This window comes from Pseudomonas hunanensis (assembly GCF_013393325.1).
Lineage (GTDB): Bacteria > Pseudomonadota > Gammaproteobacteria > Pseudomonadales > Pseudomonadaceae > Aquipseudomonas > Aquipseudomonas putida_P.
This window is the reverse complement of sequence record NZ_QJRC01000095.1, coordinates 405,786-424,377: the sequence shown is the minus strand read 5'-3', so window position 1 is coordinate 424,377 and position 18,592 is coordinate 405,786. Positions and strand designations below refer to the sequence as shown.

Below are 18,592 nucleotides of genomic sequence, written 5' to 3'. Positions count from 1 at the left end.
CAACCGATGAAAAAGACTTTCGCCCTGTTTCTGCTGATGCTGGCGCTGCCAGCCTTTGCCCACCCTGGTCATGACAGCAACCCGCTGCAGGACGGCCTGTTGCACCCGCTTACCGGGCTCGATCACTTGCTGATGCTGCTGGGCACTGGGGTGCTTGCCGCGTTGACTCGGCGCAGCCTGACGTTGCCCCTGGCTACGCTGGCTGCAATGTTCGCAGGCGCTGTGTGCGGGCACCTGTTCGGCGATGTGCTGGGCATGGAAGCCCTGATTGCCGCGTCGCTGCTGGTGGCTGCCGGGGCGGTGCTGCTGCCGAGCCGCCAGTTGCTGCTGGCAATGGCCATGCCGGTGTTTGCCTTGTTCCATGGCTGGGCCCACGGTGTAGAAGCCACGCCAAGCGCGTTCTGGCAGTTCAGTGCTGGCTTCGTCACCGTCAGCGGTCTGCTGCTGGCGGCCGGCTTCGCGGTCGGTTGCCTGCTGCGCCGCCACAGCGGCCTGCAAAAGGCTTTTGGCGGTGGCCTGCTGGCCGGCGCCGCGTTGGTACTGGCCGGTTGATGAACAGCGACCTGGCGTTGCTGCGCCTGCTGCAGCTGGCCAGCCCCGGCTTGCCGGTGGGCGGCTTCACCTACTCGCAAGGCCTGGAGTGGGCGGTCGAGGCCGGCTGGGTGCGTGGCGTGGACGGCTTCGTTGCCTGGCAACGCGAGCAGGTTCACGACACCCTGGCTTGCCTCGACTGGCCGGTTCTGGCGCGCTTGTACCACGCATGCCAGGCCGAAGATGCCGCAGCGTTCGGCCATTGGAGCCGGTTCTTGCTGGCCAACCGTGAAACGGCCGAGCTGCGGCTGGAAGAACAGCAGCGCGGTGCGGCATTGGCGCGGTTGCTCGACGGCTGGCAATTGGGCCAGGCACCGGCCTGGCGCGCCAGCCTTGAGTTAAGCCAGCTGGGCGGCATGGCCTGGCTGGCCGCGCACTGGGCCATCCCGCTGCGCCAATTGGCATTGGGCCATGGTTTTGCCTGGCTGGAGGGCGCGGTCATGGCCGGGGTCAAGCTGGTACCGTTCGGCCAGCAGGCTGCCCAGACCTTGCTGCGCGACCTCGGCAACGAATTGCCCGCTGCGCTCGACCAGGCACTGGGCCTGGGCGACGACCAGCTCGGCGGTGGCCTGCCACTGCTGGCCATTGCTTCATCGCGTCACGAAACCCAATACACCCGTTTGTTCCGTTCCTGAGGACTGCCTGCATGCAAAGCTATCAACAACCCCTGCGCGTCGGTGTCGGCGGCCCGGTCGGCTCTGGCAAGACCGCGCTGCTGGAAGCGCTGTGCAAGGCCATGCGTGATCACTACCAGATTGCCGTGGTGACCAACGATATCTACACCAAGGAAGACCAGCGCATCCTCACCGAGGCCGGCGCCCTGGAGCCTGAGCGCATCGTTGGCGTGGAAACCGGCGGCTGCCCACATACGGCTATTCGGGAAGACGCTTCGATGAACCTGGCGGCGGTCGAAGCGCTGGCACGCAAGTTCGGTAACCTCGAAGTCATCTTCGTGGAAAGCGGCGGTGACAACCTCAGCGCTACGTTCAGCCCGGAGCTGGCTGACTTGACCATCTACGTGATCGACGTGGCCGAGGGCGAAAAGATCCCCCGCAAGGGCGGGCCGGGCATTACCAAGTCGGACTTCCTGGTGATCAACAAGACCGACTTGGCGCCTTATGTAGGGGCTTCATTGGAAGTGATGGAGCGCGACACCCAGCGCATGCGGCCGCAGCGGCCCTGGACCTTCAGCAACCTGAAGAAGGGCGAAGGGCTGCAGGCGGTGATCGACTTCATCGTCGAGCGCGGGATGCTGGGTGTGCGTGGCTGACATCGTGCGGCCCCTGTATCAGTTGTGACAGCAGTGTGCCTTGTCTGGCTGCCCTTCATAGCGGTCATGGTGCCGCACCCAGTCCATGGTCCCGCCTTCATTGCGTCCCAGTGGCGCAATGTCGAGGAAGTTGTAGGTATTGACCAGGATGTCCAGCCCGCGGGCGTAGGTTGAGTAGGTGTGGTACACGCTGCCGTCCGCTTCGCGGTAGAACGCACTCAAGCCAGGCAGCTCGCTTTCACTGCCGTTATACGGCTCATAGTTGTACTGCCGTTCACCCTCGTTGCCGACACTTACGCCAAAGTCTTCGTTGAAACCGCTGCCGTGTGACGAGTACCACGGGAACTGCCAGCCCATGCGCCGACGGAACGCCTGGAACTCGGCATACGGTGCCCGCGATACCGCAACCAGGGACACGTCGTGGTGTGCAAGGTGCAAGTTGGCACCGTCAAAATGGTCAGCCAGGAACGAACAACCGGGGCAGCCCTCGCTCCAGCCCTCGGCGAACATGAAATGGTAAAGCAGCAATTGGCTGCGACCCGCGAACAGGTCGGCCAGGCTCAACTCGCCGTCCGGCCCGTTGAAACGATAGTCGTGTTCGACTTTGACCCAAGGTAGGGCGCGACGGGCTGCGGCCAGCGCGTCGCGGTGGTGGGTAAAGGCTTTTTCGTGCAGCCAGAGTTGCCGGCGAGCTGCCAGCCACTGGCTGCGAGAAACCACCGGTTGCCTGCTGTCGCTAGTGCTCATGGTGCTGTCTCCACGCTGGGGATTCACACCTTAGTCGAGCACGCCCAGGTCGAATCGACAGGCACCGGTGGCCGGGCGATGAGCGGTACCTTGCTCAGCCCGAGTGGGCGATATGCCCCTCGGCAAGCTCATCGGCGCCGTCATCCTCGCCAGACAGGGCGGTGATCACGCTGAAATCGCTGACTTCCACCTTGCCGCCGCCATAGCCCAGCAAATGGAAGGAAAACGCCTTGCGCTCGGTCGGGTTGTCGAAGCTGAACTCCATCTCCAGCGGCTCGTCGGCGGTGACCTTTACCTCGTGTGGCAGGCCCAAGGGTACGTCCTGCTCCAACTGCTTGGCCTTGAGCTGGATATAGGCCGCACGTTTAGGGTCCAGCGAGCGTACCTTGACCCGCACACGGGTGTGCGAGCCTTCCGGCATTTCCAGGTACTGTGCGCCAATCAGGTTGTCGGCCCAGTCATCGTGGATGCGCTTGCGCAACTTGATCGGCGAAGGGCCGCCGAATTGGTAGCGCAGGTTGAGCGGGGTTTGCAGCAGGGATTGGTCGAGCACCCCGGCCAGGGCGCCGATCTGCTGGCCCAGCAGGCTGTCGCCTGGCCCAAGATAGCGGGCCTGGTCGGCGATGAAGCCCTCGCTGGCATAACGCCGGCAGCGCTGCTGGAAGTCACATTCGGTGAACACGCCCTGGCCGTTGTGGTAGCGCAGCATGCCGTTGGTGTAGGAGATCATCTCGCGGCCGGTGTCGTAGTCCCGGTACAGCGAGCGACCGCCAAGCGCGACAGGAATGGGCAGTGCGAAGTAGTCGAGCAACGAGGTGGCCAGGTCGATGTGGCCGTAGGTGCCGCGCTTGATGGTCGGTAGCTGGGCCTGCTCCGGCGCCAGGGTAAGGTTGAAGCCCCAGGACGAAGCCAGGCGCACGCCATCGATGCCATGGGACTCGTCGGACGTCAGCACCACCAGCGTGTCCTTGAGTACGCCCTGGCGTTCGAGGTTGTCGAGAAATGCCCCGACGGCGTCGTCCAGGTAGGCGACCGCTGCCTGTTTCGGCGTGTCGTAGCGCTCGAGGTACTCGGCCGGCGCCGAGTAGGGCTGGTGGGTGCCCACGGTGAGCAGGGTCAGCATCCATGGCTTGTCCTGCTTCTGCAACTGGCCGACGTAGCCCAGGGCACCCTCGAAGAAGGCGCGGTCATCCTTGCCCCATGGGAAGTCCAGGTAGTTCTTGTTGCGGAACCACTCCAGGCCATGCACCGAATCGAAACCGATGTGCGGCATGATGCGGTCCTTGGCCATGAAGCGCAGGCCCGCGCCTTGCAGGTAGTGGGTAGTGAAACCGGCCTGGCGCAACTGTGCTGGCAGGCAAGCCTGGTTGCGCTCGTTCTGGGTCAGCAGCTCCACGCCCTTGGGCGTGCCATTGGCCAGCTTGTCGTAGTCGCCGCACAGCATCGCGTACAGGCCGCGGATGGTCTGGTGGGTGTGCAGCACGTAGTCCGGGGTGTTCATGCCGCGCTCGGCCCACTTGCTGAGCTTGGGCATCAGGTCTTCGTCGAAACGACTGTTCAGCGCCTGGCGGTTGGGCCGCAGGTAAGCGCCGGGGATGCCTTCCATGGTGATGACCAGCAGGTTGCGGGCAGTTCCCGGGCCGGTAAACAGCCTTTGCCCATGCAGGTCGGATTGGGTCAAGCCGCTGCTGGCCAGCGGGGTGAAGGGTTGCGTACGGCCAAGCCAGCCTTCGACCTGGCGTTGCAGGTTGCCAGCCCCGGCAGACATCAGCTGGTGGGTGAGGTTGTATTGCCGCCACTGGTCGGCATCGGAAGGCACCAGTTGCTGGCTGCCCCAGTGGGCGCCAAACAGCAGTACGGGGATGGCCCAGGCCTTGCGCGGCAGTGGCTGGCCACGCTGTGCGCGGCTGCGCCAGGCACAGGCCAGCCAGGCCAGCAGAGCACTGCCCAGCACCCAAGGCAGCCAGGCATGGGCCAGGCCGCCACCGGTGGAGTTCTCCATGAACTGCGGGTCGAGCAGGTAGGTCAGGTCGGCGCTGGTGGGCAACCGGCCCACCGCGCTTACGAGTTCGGCCGAGGCTACCCACAGGGCCGCCCAGGCCAGCAGCACGGGCAGTGCCAGCCACCACGGCCGGCGGTGCAGCAACAGCACCAGCAGGCTGCCGAGGGCGAGGTCGGACAGGTAACCGAGCGGGTTGGACCAACCCAGCATGGCGCGCGTACCCAGTGGGATCACCAACACCAAGGCTGCCAAAGCGGCAAGCCGGGTGCGTGGGTGGTCGGACAGGTTCTTCACAAAAACTTCCCTTTTGCCATTAAATCGTCATGCATCTGTGCTTGATGATAACAGGCCGGGGCAGGGAAGGCGGGCGGTTACAAGGCTGGTAACCAAAAGCCGGGCCCGTTCGCACGGGCTCGGCCGATGGCGAGTCTCAGAAGTAGTAAGGGAATTTCAGGCTGAAGGAGAAGTCTGGGGCATCGTCGGTCAGACCAATGGACAGGTTGGGCACGATGGTCAGGTTGTTGGTGGCGGCGAAGGTCAGGCCGATGTTGAAGTTGGCGGCGTTGTAGTCACTGTTGGAGATCGATTGCCAGTCACCGCCATCGGGTTTGATCTTGCTCTTGCGGGCGAACTGGTCGGACACCGAGAACGACATGCTCATCTTCTCGTTCAGGGCAAAGGCGATACCGCCGCCGATCTGCCACGAGTCGCCGAGCTTGACGTCACCCGGCACCTTGCTGTTGACCTGCGGGCTGATGTCGCTGAACGAGTCCTGCATGTTGTAGGTGTAGGACAGGCTGCCGAACAGCACAGCCGGGTCGAAGGTCTTGACCAGCGAGATACCCGGTGTGATCGACCATACGCCGTTGCCGGTGGGCAGGCTTTCCGGCACCGACAGGTTGCTGTTGCCGTCTACCTCGCGCAGCTTGATGCCATACGGGTCCTTGCCGGTCGGCGCCTTGACCCGCAGGGTGGCGACGGCGTCAGGCCAGGTTTCGTCCTCGTCGAGGAACTTGTAGGCCACTCCAACGTTGACATCGCCAATTTCCGGGTCGCGAGTGACGGTTGCATCGGAGGTACTGGCCCCGGCGCCACCGGCGCCGCCAGACGAGTAGGTGGACTCGCGGTACACCACGGGCACGTTGATATCGAACTGCCAACGCTGCGCCAGGTTGTAGCGCGCAGTCATGTCCAGGGTCCAGTTGTCGGCCTTGATCCGGTCAAGGTTGATGCTGCCCAGAAAGATCGAGTCCAGCGCCAGGAAGCCATTGAGCGTAAGCGCCCGGGTATCGTAATGGGTATACGTGACGCCTGTTTCGAAGCTGAACTTGCCGCCGCCAAAGAACCCGCTGGCTTCGTCATAGAGGTTGGAAACGCTTTGCGCCGGTTCGGAATCGGCCGTCAGCGCCTGCCCGTACGAGCTACCAGTGGTGCCAGGCGTGCCAGAAGCGACAGTCTGCGCACCCTTCACCCCCTCGGCGGGGGACTTGACCAGGCGTTTGGGCGGCGCCGCTGCAGGGGCCTCCTCAACCTGGCGCACGCGTTGCTCCAGCACCATCAGTGCCTGTTGCTGTGCCTCGTACCGACGTTTGAGTTCGATCAGTTCCTGTTTCAGCGCTTCGACCTGAGGGTCGGCGGCTGCGTAAAGTGCTGTGGCGGGGGCCAGGGTAGCGAAACACACAAAAGCTCTAAGCGTAAAAGATCGGTACATGGAGTTGCCGTCCCTTCCAACTACTTTTGATGAGACTGAGCGTAGATCAGTATCCGAAGGTGCGAAGACCTTTGAGCTGGTCAAGGCTGCCGTTGAGCGAAGCCGCGGTCGGCACGCTCTCACGCATCACGACATTCAATGATGTGACGTTGCTGACCAGGTTGCCGTTGCCGAGCAGTGTCGAGTTCTGCATCAGGCCGCCTTGGGCCAGCCGCTGCATGCTGCTGCCTTGGTTATTGCTGGCATTGATGTTGAGTTGCACGCCCACACCGCTGGAAGACACACTGAGCGCACCAGCGCCGTTCTCCCCAACCAGGGTCTGGCCGGCGGCCAGTACCTGCCCTTGCTGTTGTACGGCGGGAGCCTGGTTGGCCTTGGTCACGTTGATGTCGACGTTGTTGTAGGCGGCATTGTTGTCGCCGGCCGCGCGTACCACCTGGGTCACACCCTCGGTGGTGGCAAGGCCGTTGCCACCTGTGACCACGCCAGTCCCGGCGGCGGAAGCACCGCTCGGTGCCGTGCCGGTGCCTTTTTCATCAATCATCGAGACATAGAACTGAGGCTTGATGGTCGACTGCTGAACCTGCAGCGTTGACGTTGCCCCGATCACATCGCCCTTGGCATTTTGCCAGGTGCTGGACATGACGATGCCGAAGCTCACGATTCGTCCGGGCATCACGTAACGGCCGCGCAGGTTCGCCAGCTCCTGGTCCTTCAGTTCGATGGGTTTGAACGCCTCTGCGTGGCTGGGCAAGCTGGCTGCCAGGCAGGCCATGGCCAGCCACAATGAAGTCTTCATGAAATGCTCCCTGGAGCATCATGCTCCTTGTCATTAGAACAGTCGTTAGAAGAAGTCGCTTTTGATGAAGCCGAAGTCCAGTAGCTCGGTGTCCTTCACTGGGGTGAAGTTGTTCACCCGGCCCTTGGCGGTCAGTGGCAGGGGCGGGTCGAGCAGGACGTTGTTCTTGTCGTAACCTTGGCCGATCACGGCGAAGATGATGCCGTTCCAGCCTTTGAGGAAATCGTCGATCTTGTAGCGCCTGTGGCCCAGCACCGGGTCACCGACGTACACCCAGCCTTTGTCGACCTTCTGCATGACCACGAAGTGCTTGTAGCCGCGCACATCCATCAGCACCACGACCGGAATGCGCACGCTGTGCAGGGTGTCGGGGGCCACCCGGTAACCGCGGGCACGCATCCCCAGGCTCTCGACGTAGCGTTTCATGTCGAGCATCGAGAAGCCTTGTGTGCGCACCAGGTCCTGGTCGGCGTGGGCCAGCATGCCTTCGATGATCTGGTGTTCGTCCACATCCAGCCAGTAGGCCTGGCGCAGGATGGTCGCCAGCGCGGCGGCGCCGCAGCTGAAGTCGGTCTTTTGTTGCACCAGGTCGGCGAACTTGCGCTCGCGAACGCTCTGGATTGGTTTGAACACCACAGCACCGCCCGGCAGGACGGACAGTGGCATTTGTGCAGCTTCGCTCACGCTGGCCAGGCACAGCAGAAACGCCAGGGCGATAATGCGCATGATCGGATGCCTTCCGGTTCTGTTGAAGAAAGGCCCCCCGAAGGGGGCCTCAAGCACAACGGTCAGAACGAGGTGTTGGAGATGGCCAGCGAGTTGCTCTGCTGGTTGCCCACACCGGCTGCCACGTTCACGCCCAGGTTGCCGCTGCCACCGTTCACCGAACCGCTAAGGGTTGCAGTGTTGGTAACAGGGTTGGCCCAGCCGGTCGGGGTCAGCACTTGGAAGGACACGGTATTGCTCAAGTCGTAAGCACTGCTTTCGCTGTAGCTCTTCGACACGTCGTTCGAGGATTGTTTCGATTTTTCGCCAGACTTCGAGAAGTCAGACGCCGAAGCATTCTCGTACGAAGAATCGTGAGACTTGGTGTACGAAGAATCCTTGGACTTGTCATACGACGATTGATGCGACTTGTCGTAGTTGGAGTCGAAGGCTTTCTCGAACGACGAGTCGTAGGCACTTTCGTGCGACTTGTCGACCGAGACATCCAGCGATGCGTTCAACGAACCGTCGAAGGTGCTGGAGCGGGTGCGCTCGCGACGGCCATCATCGGTGGTGAGGGTGCGGGTAGCGTTGGCTGCTGCATCCAGCGATGCGTTGAGGTTGGCGCTGCTCGACGAGCTGTTGCTGCCGCTGGCTGAGCCGTTCAGGCCCCAGCTGTTGGAGCCACTGGCGCTGGAGTTGTTGGAGCCGCTGGCGTTCGAGCTGCTCGAACCGCTGGAATTCCAGCCACTGGAGCCGCTGGAGCTGGCGCTTTGCGCGCCGGCCACGCTGAAGCTCGACGACGAGCTGCGGTCGTCGGTCGAGTTGAACGTGCCATCACGCGAGCTCGAGCCGCTGGCCGAGGTGGTGATGGTGATCGTATCCACACGGTAGGTGCGGTCGGCGCCGTTGTTTACCGTCAGGCCTGGCCCGTCCTGATTGGCCGAAGCGGTGGCGGTGGCGTTACCCAGTGGGGCGCCGGTGTTGGCGATGGCCATGGTGTTTTTCTGCTGGTTGAGGTCGCCGCCGGCGATGTTGATGCCGATGTTGCCCTCAGCCCCGCTGGCCGAGCCGCTCATCACAGCCGAAGACTGGGTCGAGTAATTGTCGACCCGGTTGTTTCTGCTGGTTTGCTCGACGTCGGCGGTGGCGTTGGCCATGCCGAACACGAAGCTGTTGTCCAGGCTCGACTCGGAGCCGGCGTTGGCAATGGCCGCGGCGTTATCCTGCTGGTTACCGTTACCAGCCGCCACGTTGATGCCGACGTTGCCGCTGGAGCCTGTGCCAGAGTCACTCATCTCGGCTTCGTTGATGGTGCCTTGGTTGGTGATGCGGTTATCGGTGCTGGATTGGGTATCCCAGGCATTGGCCGTTGCATACACAGGGATTTTGGTGGGTGGAGGCGTGTGCTGACCATTGTTATGGTGGCCGTTATGGTGGTCATTACGCCGATCGTTTTGCCCAGCTTGTACAGCAACAGCCATGACCGCAGCAATTGCGAAAACCAGAGGCTTGATTGCCATCGAGGGTTTCATGGTGATTCTCCGTACTCTATTAGGTTAAGTGTCGTTCTTAACTGAAGGGTCAATCCGCGACCCGGATGCTCAAGGTGTTGGCCATGCGGTTTCCCACCCCGGCACTCTGGTTCAACTGGATCACGCCACGGCTACCGGTGAAGGCCTGATCACTGGTGGTGACCTGGCGATAGCCGGCTGGAATGTCAGTTGCTCCGGAGTTGTTGATCAGCGCCACGTTCTGTTGCATGAGGACGCTGTCGTCGATGCTTTGCGGCTGCGCACCAATACTGATGCTCAGTGCGTTGGCTTGCTGGGTGTTGGCGCCGGCGCTCTGGTTGACCCCCAGGGCGCCACTGCCGTTGCTGAAGGCGTTGCCCTGGATGGTCGAGCGGGCATCCATCGCGGGGTCGGCGGGGGTGTTCAGGCGTTGGCGGATCTGCGTGCTGGCGTTTGCTTCAGGGCCGACGGCGATGGCGCGCGCATTGACCTGTTGCTGCTTGTCGCCAGCGGCCTGGTTGACCGACAGGTTGCCCTGATAGCGGCTACCGGAGCTGTCGATGTCGGCGTTGTTGATGACTGGAACCAAGGATTGCGCGAAGGCCGGTGCGCTGCACAGGGCGGCCAGAATCAGCAGCATGTGCTTCATCTCACTTGCCCCCGCCGGTCAGGATCTGCAGCGGCGCGAGGCCACGCTGCACACTTGAGTTGACCATGTTGGCGATGCCGTTACCTGAGCCACCGGTGCCGCGCCCGCCCGACAGATTGGGTAATTGGTTCTGGTTACCGAGGTTACCGCCCAGGTTGTTGGTCTGCTGGGTGATCATGTTGCTGATGCCTGCGCCGCTGCTGATGCTGGCGAAGTCGCCATCACTCAGTTCGTTGGTTTGCTTGAGCACGTAGGCAGAAGGGTTGGCGTTGACCGTGGTAGGGCTTGGGTCTGGGATCAGGGGAGGGATCGTCGCGTTGCGTACCTGCACGTCGCGCTTGATGATGATGATCCCGTTGTCCGCTTGGGCCGTCAGGCTCAATGACCCCAATACGCAACCTACCAACAGCAGGTGATGGAGGCGTTTGTCTCTTTTCCTCACGACGGCAACTCCTTCTTTGAGCGCTGGCCCTGTTCAGCGATGCGAACAACAGAGCAGAAGGTGTGCCGTTTTTGAGAAGCGTTTGCAGATCAAGCGGTTAGCCTGGATGGCTAACAAACTGCGGCGTATTCTGTCTCAGTGATGAAACAGCCGGCCGCAAGCGTTGCTAGGCAAGCCAGCAGTGGCCTTGATTGGAAGGGTTTTTGCAAGGGTGTTTCATGAGCTTGACACTGTGCCCGAAGCGGGGGAAAGCCCCGCAATTTCGGGGGCTTTGCCCCAACGGAGTGTGTCAGGGGCTTAACACTCGGTCGGGCAGGCTGGCGTATCGCTATCAAGCAGCGTAGCAACTGCTTGCAAGGCCAGCAATTGGCGCTGCGGCCAATTGCCCTCAAGTATCTGGTGCGGCTGATTGTGCCGCTTCAGCCAGGCCAGGCTGTCGTCGAAAAAGCGTTGGCGGTCGCCAAGGTCGGGCTGGCAACGCTGGCCATCGCCAACCCAATCCACCCCTTGCGGGCTAAGCAACAGGTGCAGGTCGTAACGCCGCGCCAGCAGTGCCTGTTCAAGCCAGGTCGGGCAGTCATCGAACAGCGCTTGGCTCCAGAGCATATTGCTGAGCAGGTGGGTGTCCAGAATCAGCAGCGGCGGTGCCTGCTCGCGTGCCCGGTCTTCCCAGGCCAGTTGCCCGCGGGCGATGGCGGGAATGTCGGCGTAGCAGGTATCGCGGCGTTCCTGGTCGATGAAATGGCGCACGTACTCGGCCACTACCACGCCACCGAAATGCGCCTGGATCACCCCGCCAAGCCAGCTTTTGCCGCTGGACTCGGGGCCGCATAGCACCAGTACCTTCATGGCCTGCTCTGCGTTCATGGCTGCACCAATGCCGGGTCACGGCGCCATTCCAGCCAGCCGCGCAGGGCAATCAGGGTGAGTACGGCGAAGAAGCCTGCGGTGAAATACAGCTGCTGGTGCAGGTATTGGCCTACATAGATGATGTCGACCACCACCCACAATGGCCAGCACTGCAGGCGTTTCTGTGCCATCCACAGTTGCGCCACCAGGCTGAAGCCGGTCAGGGTGGCGTCCAGCCAGGGCAGGGCAGCATCGGTCCAATTGGCCATGGCCGCGCCCAGGGCGGCGCTCAGCAGCACCCCGGCGGCCAGGCCGGTGAACAGCGCCGGGCGTTGCAGGCGGGAGACCTGGCGGGCTTCTTCTGCGTGCTCGGGGCGCTTCCACTGCCACCAGCCGTACAGTTGCAGGATGGCGTAGGCCACTTGCAGCAGCATGCCCGAGTACAGCTTTACCTCGTAGAACAGCCAGCCGTAGATCAGCACCATGACCAGACCGATCGGCCAGCACCAGGCGTTCTGCTTGACCGTGAGCCAGACAGCGGTGACGCCGAGGACGGCGGCGATGAGTTCAAGGCCGGACATCGGCGATCCTTGGAGAGACTATCGGGGAAGGGGCGCGATTGTAACGGGTCGGCCGGGGAAGGTGTAGGGCCGTGAGGGAGCGGCCTTGCGTCGCGAAAGGGCCGCAAAGCGGCCCCAGGATTACGGCGTCAGCGCATAGATTGCCGGCCTTTCGCGGCACAAGGCTCCCACAAGGGCTGCGCTGCGTTCTATCGCTATACCCGAAACTGCCGCAGTAACTGCTCCAATTCCTCGCTCAACTGCCCCAACGCCATCCCGGCATCGCTGGACTGCCGCGCCGCATCAGCGGTCTGCTGGGACAGCCCTGCGGTGTCCAGCACGTTGCGGTTGATTTCTTCGACCACATGCGCCTGCTGCAAGGTGGCACTGGCGATGGATGCATTCAATGCAGTGAGGTTGTTCAGTGCCTGGTTGATGGCGTCCAGGCTTGCTCCGGCCTCGCGGGCTTGCTCGACGGTCTGGCGTGACGCCTCGCTGCTGGTGTCGATGGCCTTGACCGCAGCGTCCGACTGGCTTTGCAGGTGCTCGATCATGGTGTGGATTTCGGCCGTTGACTGCGCCGTGCGCTGGGCCAGCAGGCGCACCTCGTCGGCGACCACGGCAAAACCGCGGCCTTGCTCGCCGGCCCGTGCCGCCTCGATGGCCGCGTTCAGCGCCAGCAGGTTGGTCTGCTCGGCAATGGAGCGAATCACCTCCAGCACGCCGCCAATGCGTGTACTGTGCCCGGCCAGGTCGCGGATTACCTGCACGGCCTGCTCGATGGTCAGCGACAGCCGATCGATTTGCGCCAGGCTGCCGTGAATGGCCTGCTGGCCGTGCGTCACCTGCTGCTGTGCGGTGCGCATTTCCCCGGCGGCTTGTTCGGCAGTCTTGGCCACGTCCTGCACGGCGTAGGTCACCTCATTCACCGCCGTGGCCACCTGGTCCATCTGCAGCGATTGCTGGGCGCTGTGTTGTTGTGCGGCGCCCGCATTGTCGCCGACGTGCCCAGCGGACTGGGCCAGCGCATGGGCCGCCCCCTGCAGTTGGCCGACCACGCCTTGCAGCTTGCCGTTGAAGCGGTTGAAGTGCTCGCCCAGGTGGGTGATTTCATCGCGGCCATGGGTGTCCAGCCGTCGAGTAAGGTCGCTTTCGCCGCTGGCGATGTTGCCCATCGCCTGCACCGCTTCTTGCAACGGGCGGGCGATGCTGCGGGCAATCAGCATGACCAACAGCGCCATCAACAGGGCAATGCCCACGCCGACCAGCGAGGCGTCGCGTAGCTGGCGAGCGAACTCGGCCTGTACGTCATCGACGTACACGCCCGAACCGATGATCCAGCCCCACGGTTTGAACAGCTGTATATAGGAGGTTTTAGCGACCGGCTCGCTGGCGCCGGGCTTGGGCCAGCGATAGTTGACGGGGCCGGCGCCCTGCTGGCGGGCCAGGGCGACCATTTCGTTGAACACGGCAAAGCCATCGGGGTCGCGGATGGCGGAAAGGTCCTGGCCGTCGAGCTTGGGGTTGGCCGGATGCATGATCATCTTCGGCCCCAGGTCGTTGATCCAGAAATAGTCGTCGTGGTCGTAGCGCAGCGCTCGCACCACTTGCAGTGCTTGCTGCTGGGCGGCTTCGCGGCTGAGCGTGCCGGCCGCCTCCAGGCCTTGGTAATAGGCCAGCACACCGGCGGCGGTCTGCACCACATGACGGGTCTTTTCTGCCTTGGCCTGGTACAGGTCACCGTGGATCTGGCGCAGCATCAGCAGGCCCAGCACCACCAGCATGGCCACCGCCACTACAAGGATCAGCCACAGGCGACGACTGATCGACATCGATCTCAGAGTGTTCATCCACCAGCTCCCGCATTGTTCTTTTTATTGAGGTGCATCGAAGCATGCTTTGCAGCAAGCCCCCACTCGACTAATGGCTAAGTGCTATCTTCGTAATAGTCTGCAGCAGGTCGCGTAAAGCGATTGCAAAGGCGCTCTGCTAGGATTTCGGCCGCGCAAGATGAAACCTTTAACAAGCGTGAACTTTTCTACTGGCGTTGCGCCCAACAGTCGCTGTAAAACAGCCGGGCCGCGTGCGGCAATCACAAGCAAATCAAGAACAAGGGGCCTGCAACGAGCAGCGCTCCATCGGGGGAATGATGGATTTTTGGACTGCCTTCCAGGCAATCATCTTGGGCGTGGTCGAGGGGTTGACGGAGTTTCTGCCGATCTCCAGTACCGGCCACCAGATCATCGTCGCCGACCTGATCGGTTTTGGCGGCGAACGGGCCATGGCTTTCAATATCATCATCCAGCTGGCGGCGATCCTGGCGGTGGTGTGGGAGTTTCGCGGCAAGATTCTCGAAGTGGTCTTCGGCCTGACCAGCCAGCCCAAGGCGCGCCGCTTCACGGGCAACCTGCTGTTGGCGTTCATGCCGGCGGTGGTCCTGGGCGTGCTGTTCGCCGACCTGATTCACGAGTACCTGTTCAACCCGATCACCGTGGCAACGGCACTGGTGGTCGGCGGCGTCATCATGCTCTGGGCCGAGCGCCGCGAGCATCGTGTGCAGGTGGACCATGTGGACGACATGCGCTGGAGCCATGCGTTGAAAATCGGCTTTGTCCAGTGCCTGGCGATGATCCCGGGCACGTCACGCTCCGGCTCGACCATTATCGGTGGCCTGCTGTTTGGCCTGTCGCGCAAGGCAGCGACCGAGTTCTCGTTCTTCCTGGCAATGCCAACCATGGTCGGTGCAGCGGTGTATTCGGGCTACAAGTACCGCGACCTGTTCCAGCCCGCTGACCTGCCGGTGTTTGCGATTGGCTTCGTGACTTCGTTCATCTTCGCCATGATCGCCGTACGGGCGTTGCTCAAATTCATTGCCAACCATAGCTACGCGGCATTCGCCTGGTACCGTATCGTGTTCGGCCTGCTGATTCTGGCGACCTGGCAGTTTGGCTGGGTTGACTGGTCGACCGCACATGGCTGAGGCACTGCGCGGGCAACGAGCCGAAGGCGTGCGCAATGTGCGCCTGAAGCTGTTGCTGTTAGGCCTGCTGTGCCTGTTGCCAGGCCTGGGTGCGGCGCGCATGGCCTGGAACGACCAGGCCTGGTGGCCGCTGGCGCTGTACCCGGCGATGAGCCTGATCAGCCTGTTGCTGTACTGGCAGGATAAACGGCAGGCGCGTACCCAGGCCTGGCGCACACCGGAAAAAGTGCTGCATGCCAGTGAATTGCTGGGCGGCTGGCCGGGGGCGCTGTTGGCGCAGCAGCTGTTCCGACACAAGACCCGCAAGGTCTCGTACCAGTTGGTGTGCTGGGGGATTGTGCTGGTGCACCAAGTGTTCTGGGCCGACTGGCTGTTTTTTGAAGGGCGCTATCTGCCCTTTGCTTGAGGTTTACCTGTACCGGCCTTTACGCGGGTACAGGTCGATCACATGACCAGCCCCACCTGCAACCGCTTGGGCAGGCGTCGCACCACCAATTGATGCGAGCGCTGCAATAAGTCACACAGCTCATCACGCCCCATTGGGTAGGGCAGTGCCATGCTGACCCACTTCGCCCGCGCCAGGTATGGCGCCGGCCGAACCCCAGGGCGGTCGCAATAGCCGAGAAACAGCTCGTCGGCCACCTTGAACGACAAGCCTGCGCCGGCCAGGTCGAGTACCGCGAACATCTTGTTGCCCGCCACCGAGAACACCCGGATGCCGCCCCATTTGTAGTCTTCCCGCGCACCCGGCAGGCTCAGGCAAAACGCCGCCACCTGGGCTTGGCTCATCTTTCGCTCAGACATACCGCTCTCCACAGGCTTCGAATGATGCCGCCAGGTGATCGATCCACACCCGCACTGCAGGCAGCAAACCACGCCGATGGGGATACACCGCCTGCAGATAGCCACCCGGTAGCGACCAGTCTGGCAGCAGGCGCACCAGTTCGCCGCGCTCCAGTTCTTCTTCACAAAACATGCTGGGCAACGCAGTGAAACCCAGGCCGGCTCGTACAGCAGCATTACGTACTACGAAATCATCGATCGCCAAGCGTGGCTCCAGGGCGATTTCCTGCTGCTTGCCATCGGGGCCGAGCAGGCGGAAGTGCACCAGCCGGTCTGCCTCGGCGGCGCCCAGCACCGGTAATGACGCCAACTCGCCTGGTTCACGAATGTGGTCAGCGAAACCGGGCGCGGCCACCAGTTGCATTTGCGCCTGGCGCAGGCGGCGGGTAACCAGGGCCGGGTCTTCGTCGCCCAGGTCGCGTACGCGCAACGCCACATCGATACCTTCGGAAATCAGGTCTACCCGGCGGTTGATCAGCACCATGTCCAATTGCACCAGCGGGTACTGCTCAAGAAAGCGGCTGATCACATCCGGCAGGAACGCATGCGCCAGAGCTACCGGGCATGACACGCGCAAACGCCCGCGTGGTTCGCTGCTCATGCTGGCCACGGTTTCATCGGCAGCTTCGGCCTCCAACAGCATGGCCTGGCAATGATGCAGGTAGCGCTCACCTACCGCGGTGAGCTTGAGTTGCCGGGTGGTGCGTTGCAGCAGGCGTGTGCCCAGGCGCTCTTCAAGTTCGGCGATACGCCGTGACAGGCGCGACTTGGGGATGCCTAGCTGGCGCCCGGCGGCGGCGAACCCGCCGGCTTCGACCACGCGTGCGAAGTAAAAGAGGTCGTTGAGGTCTTGCATGGGAATGTCTCACTGTTCCACCTGTGGGACAAACTAACGCATTTTTGCCAGCTTATCAGCCATTGCTCACCTCGGTAGGATTCTCCCCATCGTGATCGCCCACTGATGCGGTCTTCAATAACAGGAGAGTCCCATGAAACTGTTGCACATCGATTCGAGCATCCTGGGCGACAATTCCGCCTCCCGCCAGCTGAGCCGCGAAGTGGTCGAGGCCTGGAAGGCTGCAGACCCAAGCGTCGAGGTGGTTTACCGCGACCTGGCGGCCGATGCCATCGCCCACTTCTCTGCCGCTACCCTGGTAGCTGCGGGCACCCCTGAAGACGTGCGTGACGCCGCCCAGGCTTTCGAAGCCAAGCTGAGCGCCGAGACCCTGGAAGAATTCCTGGCTGCCGACGCTGTTGTGATTGGCGCGCCGATGTACAACTTCACCGTGCCGACCCAGCTCAAGGCCTGGATCGACCGCGTCGCTGTCGCCGGCAAGACCTTCCGCTACACCGAAGCTGGCCCCGAAGGCCTGTGCGGTGACAAGAAAGTGGTGCTGGTTTCCACCGCCGGTGGCCTGCACGCTGGCCAGCCGACTGGCGCCGGGCATGAAGATTTCCTGAAAGTGTTCCTGGGCTTTATCGGTGTCACCGACCTGGAAATTGTTCGCGCCCATGGCCTGGCCTATGGCCCGGAGCAGCGCAGCCAGGCGATTGATGCTGCACAGGCGCAGATTGCCAATGAGCTGTTTGCTGTGGCCTGATTCAACGGCCCTGCTCGGAACATGAAGGTTTTCGCGCCCCCACAGCGGGGGCGCGACAGCCTTACGCTACCGGGATCGCCGGATCAGCCGCAGCCAGTGCTGCTGTGCGATCGGCTGCTGGCGGGTAAATCCACACGGTATTGATTTGCGATTTCAGTATTTTGGCCTCGGCCTTGTCCTGCGGTGGTGACACCGTACGTTCCCATCCCTCGGTATACACCGCACCCCAGGCGCCCAGGTCAAGGCAAGTCACGTACTTGGGCTGGCTGTAGGTCTTCGGCGCCACGCCAACCAGTTCGGCGGCCGCATTGTTGCCCGCATGACGCCCCAGCGCAATCGCGTGCTGGCAAGACATCACCGCATGGTTGCCAAGTTCGTCACAGGCGGCGTAAGCCACGTCTCCAGCGGCATACACCGAATCACTACCCTTGACCTTGAGGTTGCCATCGACGTGCAGGCGCCCCTGATGGTCGCGCTCGCCACTGATCTGCTCGGTGAGCGGGTTGGCCTTGAAGCCCACAGTCCAGATCACCGTACCCGCGTCGATGCGTTGGCCGTTGTCCAGCAGCACGCCGGCAGGGTCTACCGAAGCCACCGTAGCGCCACAGATCCATTCCACGCCCAACGCCTCGCTTGCCTGCTCGATGCTCGGGCGGATGCCGTCACCCAGGGCCGCGCCAATTCTTGCGCCTCGGTCGACTATCACCACACGCAACGCAGCGTCTTCACCCAGTATCGCGCGCAAGCGGGCCGGTAGTTCGGTGGCGGTCTCTATGCCGGTAAAGCCGCCCCCGGCCACCACCACGGTATTGCGTGCCGGCGTGTCGGGCAGCCTTTCCAGCGACTTGAGATGGGTTTCCAGGCGTGCGGCACTCTCGAGTTTGTCGACATCGAAGGCATGTTCGATACCGACCCTGTCAGGCCGGTTCAGCTCGCTGCCACAGGCCATGATCAGGCGGTCGTAGGGCAGGGCGCACGACGTGCCGCTGGGGGTGCGATAGCTGACTCGGCGCGCCCCTTCATCAATATGGCAGGCGGTGCCTTGCACGAAGCGGACATTGACGGCATCGAACAGCGCCTGCAGCGGCGCGGCCATGGTGTGTACGTCGGGCTCGTAGAAACGCGGACGCACATGCAGCTCGGCCTGAGGCGCAAGCAGGGTGACCTCGACATCCTTGCTGCCGTTGAGGTCAAGCTGACGGATGGCGCTGAGCGCGCTCCACAGGCCGGCAAAGCCCGCGCCAATGATCAGGATCTGCTTCATGGTTGTGCTCCTTTGAAGTTCGGATGACAAGGTAGACCCAATTGCGGGTCAACGGTGTTACCAGC

At 62.6% G+C, this 18,592-nt stretch carries 20 protein-coding genes; 6 read left to right on the top strand and 14 right to left on the bottom strand.

Annotation, left to right across the window (positions count from 1 at the left end; genetic code table 11):
* The first annotated feature begins 6 nt into the window (after positions 1 to 6).
* The 3 genes from DM807_RS18725 to ureG are packed head-to-tail and all read left to right on the top strand — an operon-like array spanning position 7 to position 1,861.
* On the top strand, positions 7 to 552 hold the full coding sequence (locus DM807_RS18725; RefSeq protein WP_012272560.1) for a HupE/UreJ family protein: 546 nt from the start codon (positions 7 to 9) through the stop codon (positions 550 to 552).
* The gene (locus DM807_RS18720) at positions 552 to 1,226 is read left to right on the top strand and encodes an urease accessory protein UreF (protein ID WP_012272559.1); all 675 of its coding nucleotides are present in this window, start codon (positions 552 to 554) and stop codon (positions 1,224 to 1,226) included. Before DM807_RS18725 ends, DM807_RS18720 begins: the two co-directional genes overlap by 1 nt.
* 11 nt (positions 1,227 to 1,237) lie before the next feature.
* Positions 1,238 to 1,861, top strand: coding sequence for an urease accessory protein UreG (gene ureG / locus DM807_RS18715; RefSeq protein ID WP_010953755.1), 624 nt, complete (start codon positions 1,238 to 1,240; stop codon positions 1,859 to 1,861).
* A gap of 18 nt (positions 1,862 to 1,879) precedes the next feature.
* Here the strand turns inward: ureG and DM807_RS18710 are convergent, their stop codons facing one another.
* From DM807_RS18710 to mcpP, 11 genes are all read right to left on the bottom strand, one after another.
* Positions 1,880 to 2,608: a DUF899 domain-containing protein gene (locus DM807_RS18710; RefSeq protein WP_179027702.1), complete on the bottom strand. Its 729-nt coding sequence runs from the start codon at positions 2,606 to 2,608 to the stop codon at positions 1,880 to 1,882.
* 94 nt (positions 2,609 to 2,702) lie between these two features.
* A complete protein-coding gene (locus DM807_RS18705; RefSeq protein WP_179027701.1) occupies positions 2,703 to 4,904 on the bottom strand; it encodes a sulfatase-like hydrolase/transferase in 2,202 nt (733 codons plus the stop codon).
* Positions 4,905 to 5,040: 136 nt separating this feature from the next.
* Positions 5,041 to 6,321, bottom strand: a complete 1,281-nt coding sequence (locus tag DM807_RS18700; protein WP_012272556.1) for a hypothetical protein — start codon at positions 6,319 to 6,321, stop codon at positions 5,041 to 5,043.
* Positions 6,322 to 6,367: 46 nt separating this feature from the next.
* Positions 6,368 to 7,120, bottom strand: a complete 753-nt coding sequence (locus DM807_RS18695) for a hypothetical protein (protein WP_012272555.1) — start codon at positions 7,118 to 7,120, stop codon at positions 6,368 to 6,370.
* Positions 7,121 to 7,165: 45 nt separating this feature from the next.
* On the bottom strand, positions 7,166 to 7,846 hold the full coding sequence (locus DM807_RS18690) for a C39 family peptidase (RefSeq protein WP_012272554.1): 681 nt from the start codon (positions 7,844 to 7,846) through the stop codon (positions 7,166 to 7,168).
* Between the two features lie 62 nt (positions 7,847 to 7,908).
* Positions 7,909 to 9,360 (bottom strand): autotransporter outer membrane beta-barrel domain-containing protein, encoded by a 1,452-nt coding sequence (locus DM807_RS18685; RefSeq protein ID WP_012272553.1) that lies wholly within the window; start codon positions 9,358 to 9,360, stop codon positions 7,909 to 7,911.
* 49 nt (positions 9,361 to 9,409) lie between these two features.
* Positions 9,410 to 9,988: a hypothetical protein gene (locus DM807_RS18680; protein WP_012272552.1), complete on the bottom strand. Its 579-nt coding sequence runs from the start codon at positions 9,986 to 9,988 to the stop codon at positions 9,410 to 9,412.
* A 1-nt stretch (position 9,989) separates the two neighbouring features.
* A complete protein-coding gene (locus DM807_RS18675) occupies positions 9,990 to 10,430 on the bottom strand; it encodes a hypothetical protein (RefSeq protein ID WP_012272551.1) in 441 nt (146 codons plus the stop codon).
* A gap of 297 nt (positions 10,431 to 10,727) precedes the next feature.
* Positions 10,728 to 11,297: an AAA family ATPase gene (locus DM807_RS18670; protein WP_012272550.1), complete on the bottom strand. Its 570-nt coding sequence runs from the start codon at positions 11,295 to 11,297 to the stop codon at positions 10,728 to 10,730.
* Positions 11,294 to 11,860 (bottom strand): nicotinamide riboside transporter PnuC, encoded by a 567-nt coding sequence (gene pnuC / locus DM807_RS18665; protein ID WP_012272549.1) that lies wholly within the window; start codon positions 11,858 to 11,860, stop codon positions 11,294 to 11,296. The genes DM807_RS18670 and pnuC overlap by 4 nt, the downstream gene beginning before the upstream one ends.
* 194 nt (positions 11,861 to 12,054) lie before the next feature.
* On the bottom strand, positions 12,055 to 13,689 hold the full coding sequence (mcpP, locus tag DM807_RS18660) for a methyl-accepting chemotaxis protein McpP (RefSeq protein WP_060514105.1): 1,635 nt from the start codon (positions 13,687 to 13,689) through the stop codon (positions 12,055 to 12,057).
* A gap of 299 nt (positions 13,690 to 13,988) precedes the next feature.
* On the opposite strand from mcpP, the gene DM807_RS18655 reads away from it, so the two are divergent.
* Together DM807_RS18655 and DM807_RS18650 are read left to right on the top strand one after the other, a co-directional pair.
* Positions 13,989 to 14,819, top strand: coding sequence for an undecaprenyl-diphosphate phosphatase (locus DM807_RS18655; protein ID WP_012272547.1), 831 nt, complete (start codon positions 13,989 to 13,991; stop codon positions 14,817 to 14,819).
* Complete coding sequence (locus tag DM807_RS18650; protein ID WP_069942478.1) at positions 14,812 to 15,225, top strand: DUF1294 domain-containing protein; 414 nt, start codon at positions 14,812 to 14,814, stop codon at positions 15,223 to 15,225. Before DM807_RS18655 ends, DM807_RS18650 begins: the two co-directional genes overlap by 8 nt.
* A 38-nt stretch (positions 15,226 to 15,263) precedes the next feature.
* Here the strand turns inward: DM807_RS18650 and DM807_RS18645 are convergent, their stop codons facing one another.
* A complete protein-coding gene (locus DM807_RS18645) occupies positions 15,264 to 15,623 on the bottom strand; it encodes an MmcQ/YjbR family DNA-binding protein (protein WP_012272545.1) in 360 nt (119 codons plus the stop codon).
* Positions 15,616 to 16,518: a LysR substrate-binding domain-containing protein gene (locus DM807_RS18640; RefSeq protein ID WP_012272544.1), complete on the bottom strand. Its 903-nt coding sequence runs from the start codon at positions 16,516 to 16,518 to the stop codon at positions 15,616 to 15,618. Before DM807_RS18640 ends, DM807_RS18645 begins: the two co-directional genes overlap by 8 nt.
* Positions 16,519 to 16,651: 133 nt before the next feature.
* On the opposite strand from DM807_RS18640, the gene DM807_RS18635 reads away from it, so the two are divergent.
* Positions 16,652 to 17,263: an FMN-dependent NADH-azoreductase gene (locus DM807_RS18635; protein ID WP_012272543.1), complete on the top strand. Its 612-nt coding sequence runs from the start codon at positions 16,652 to 16,654 to the stop codon at positions 17,261 to 17,263.
* A gap of 61 nt (positions 17,264 to 17,324) precedes the next feature.
* On the opposite strand, the gene DM807_RS18630 is transcribed toward DM807_RS18635, so the two are convergent.
* Entirely contained in the window at positions 17,325 to 18,527 is a 1,203-nt protein-coding gene (locus tag DM807_RS18630) for an NAD(P)/FAD-dependent oxidoreductase (RefSeq protein ID WP_069942480.1), read from the bottom strand.
* Positions 18,528 to 18,592 lie beyond the last annotated feature (65 nt).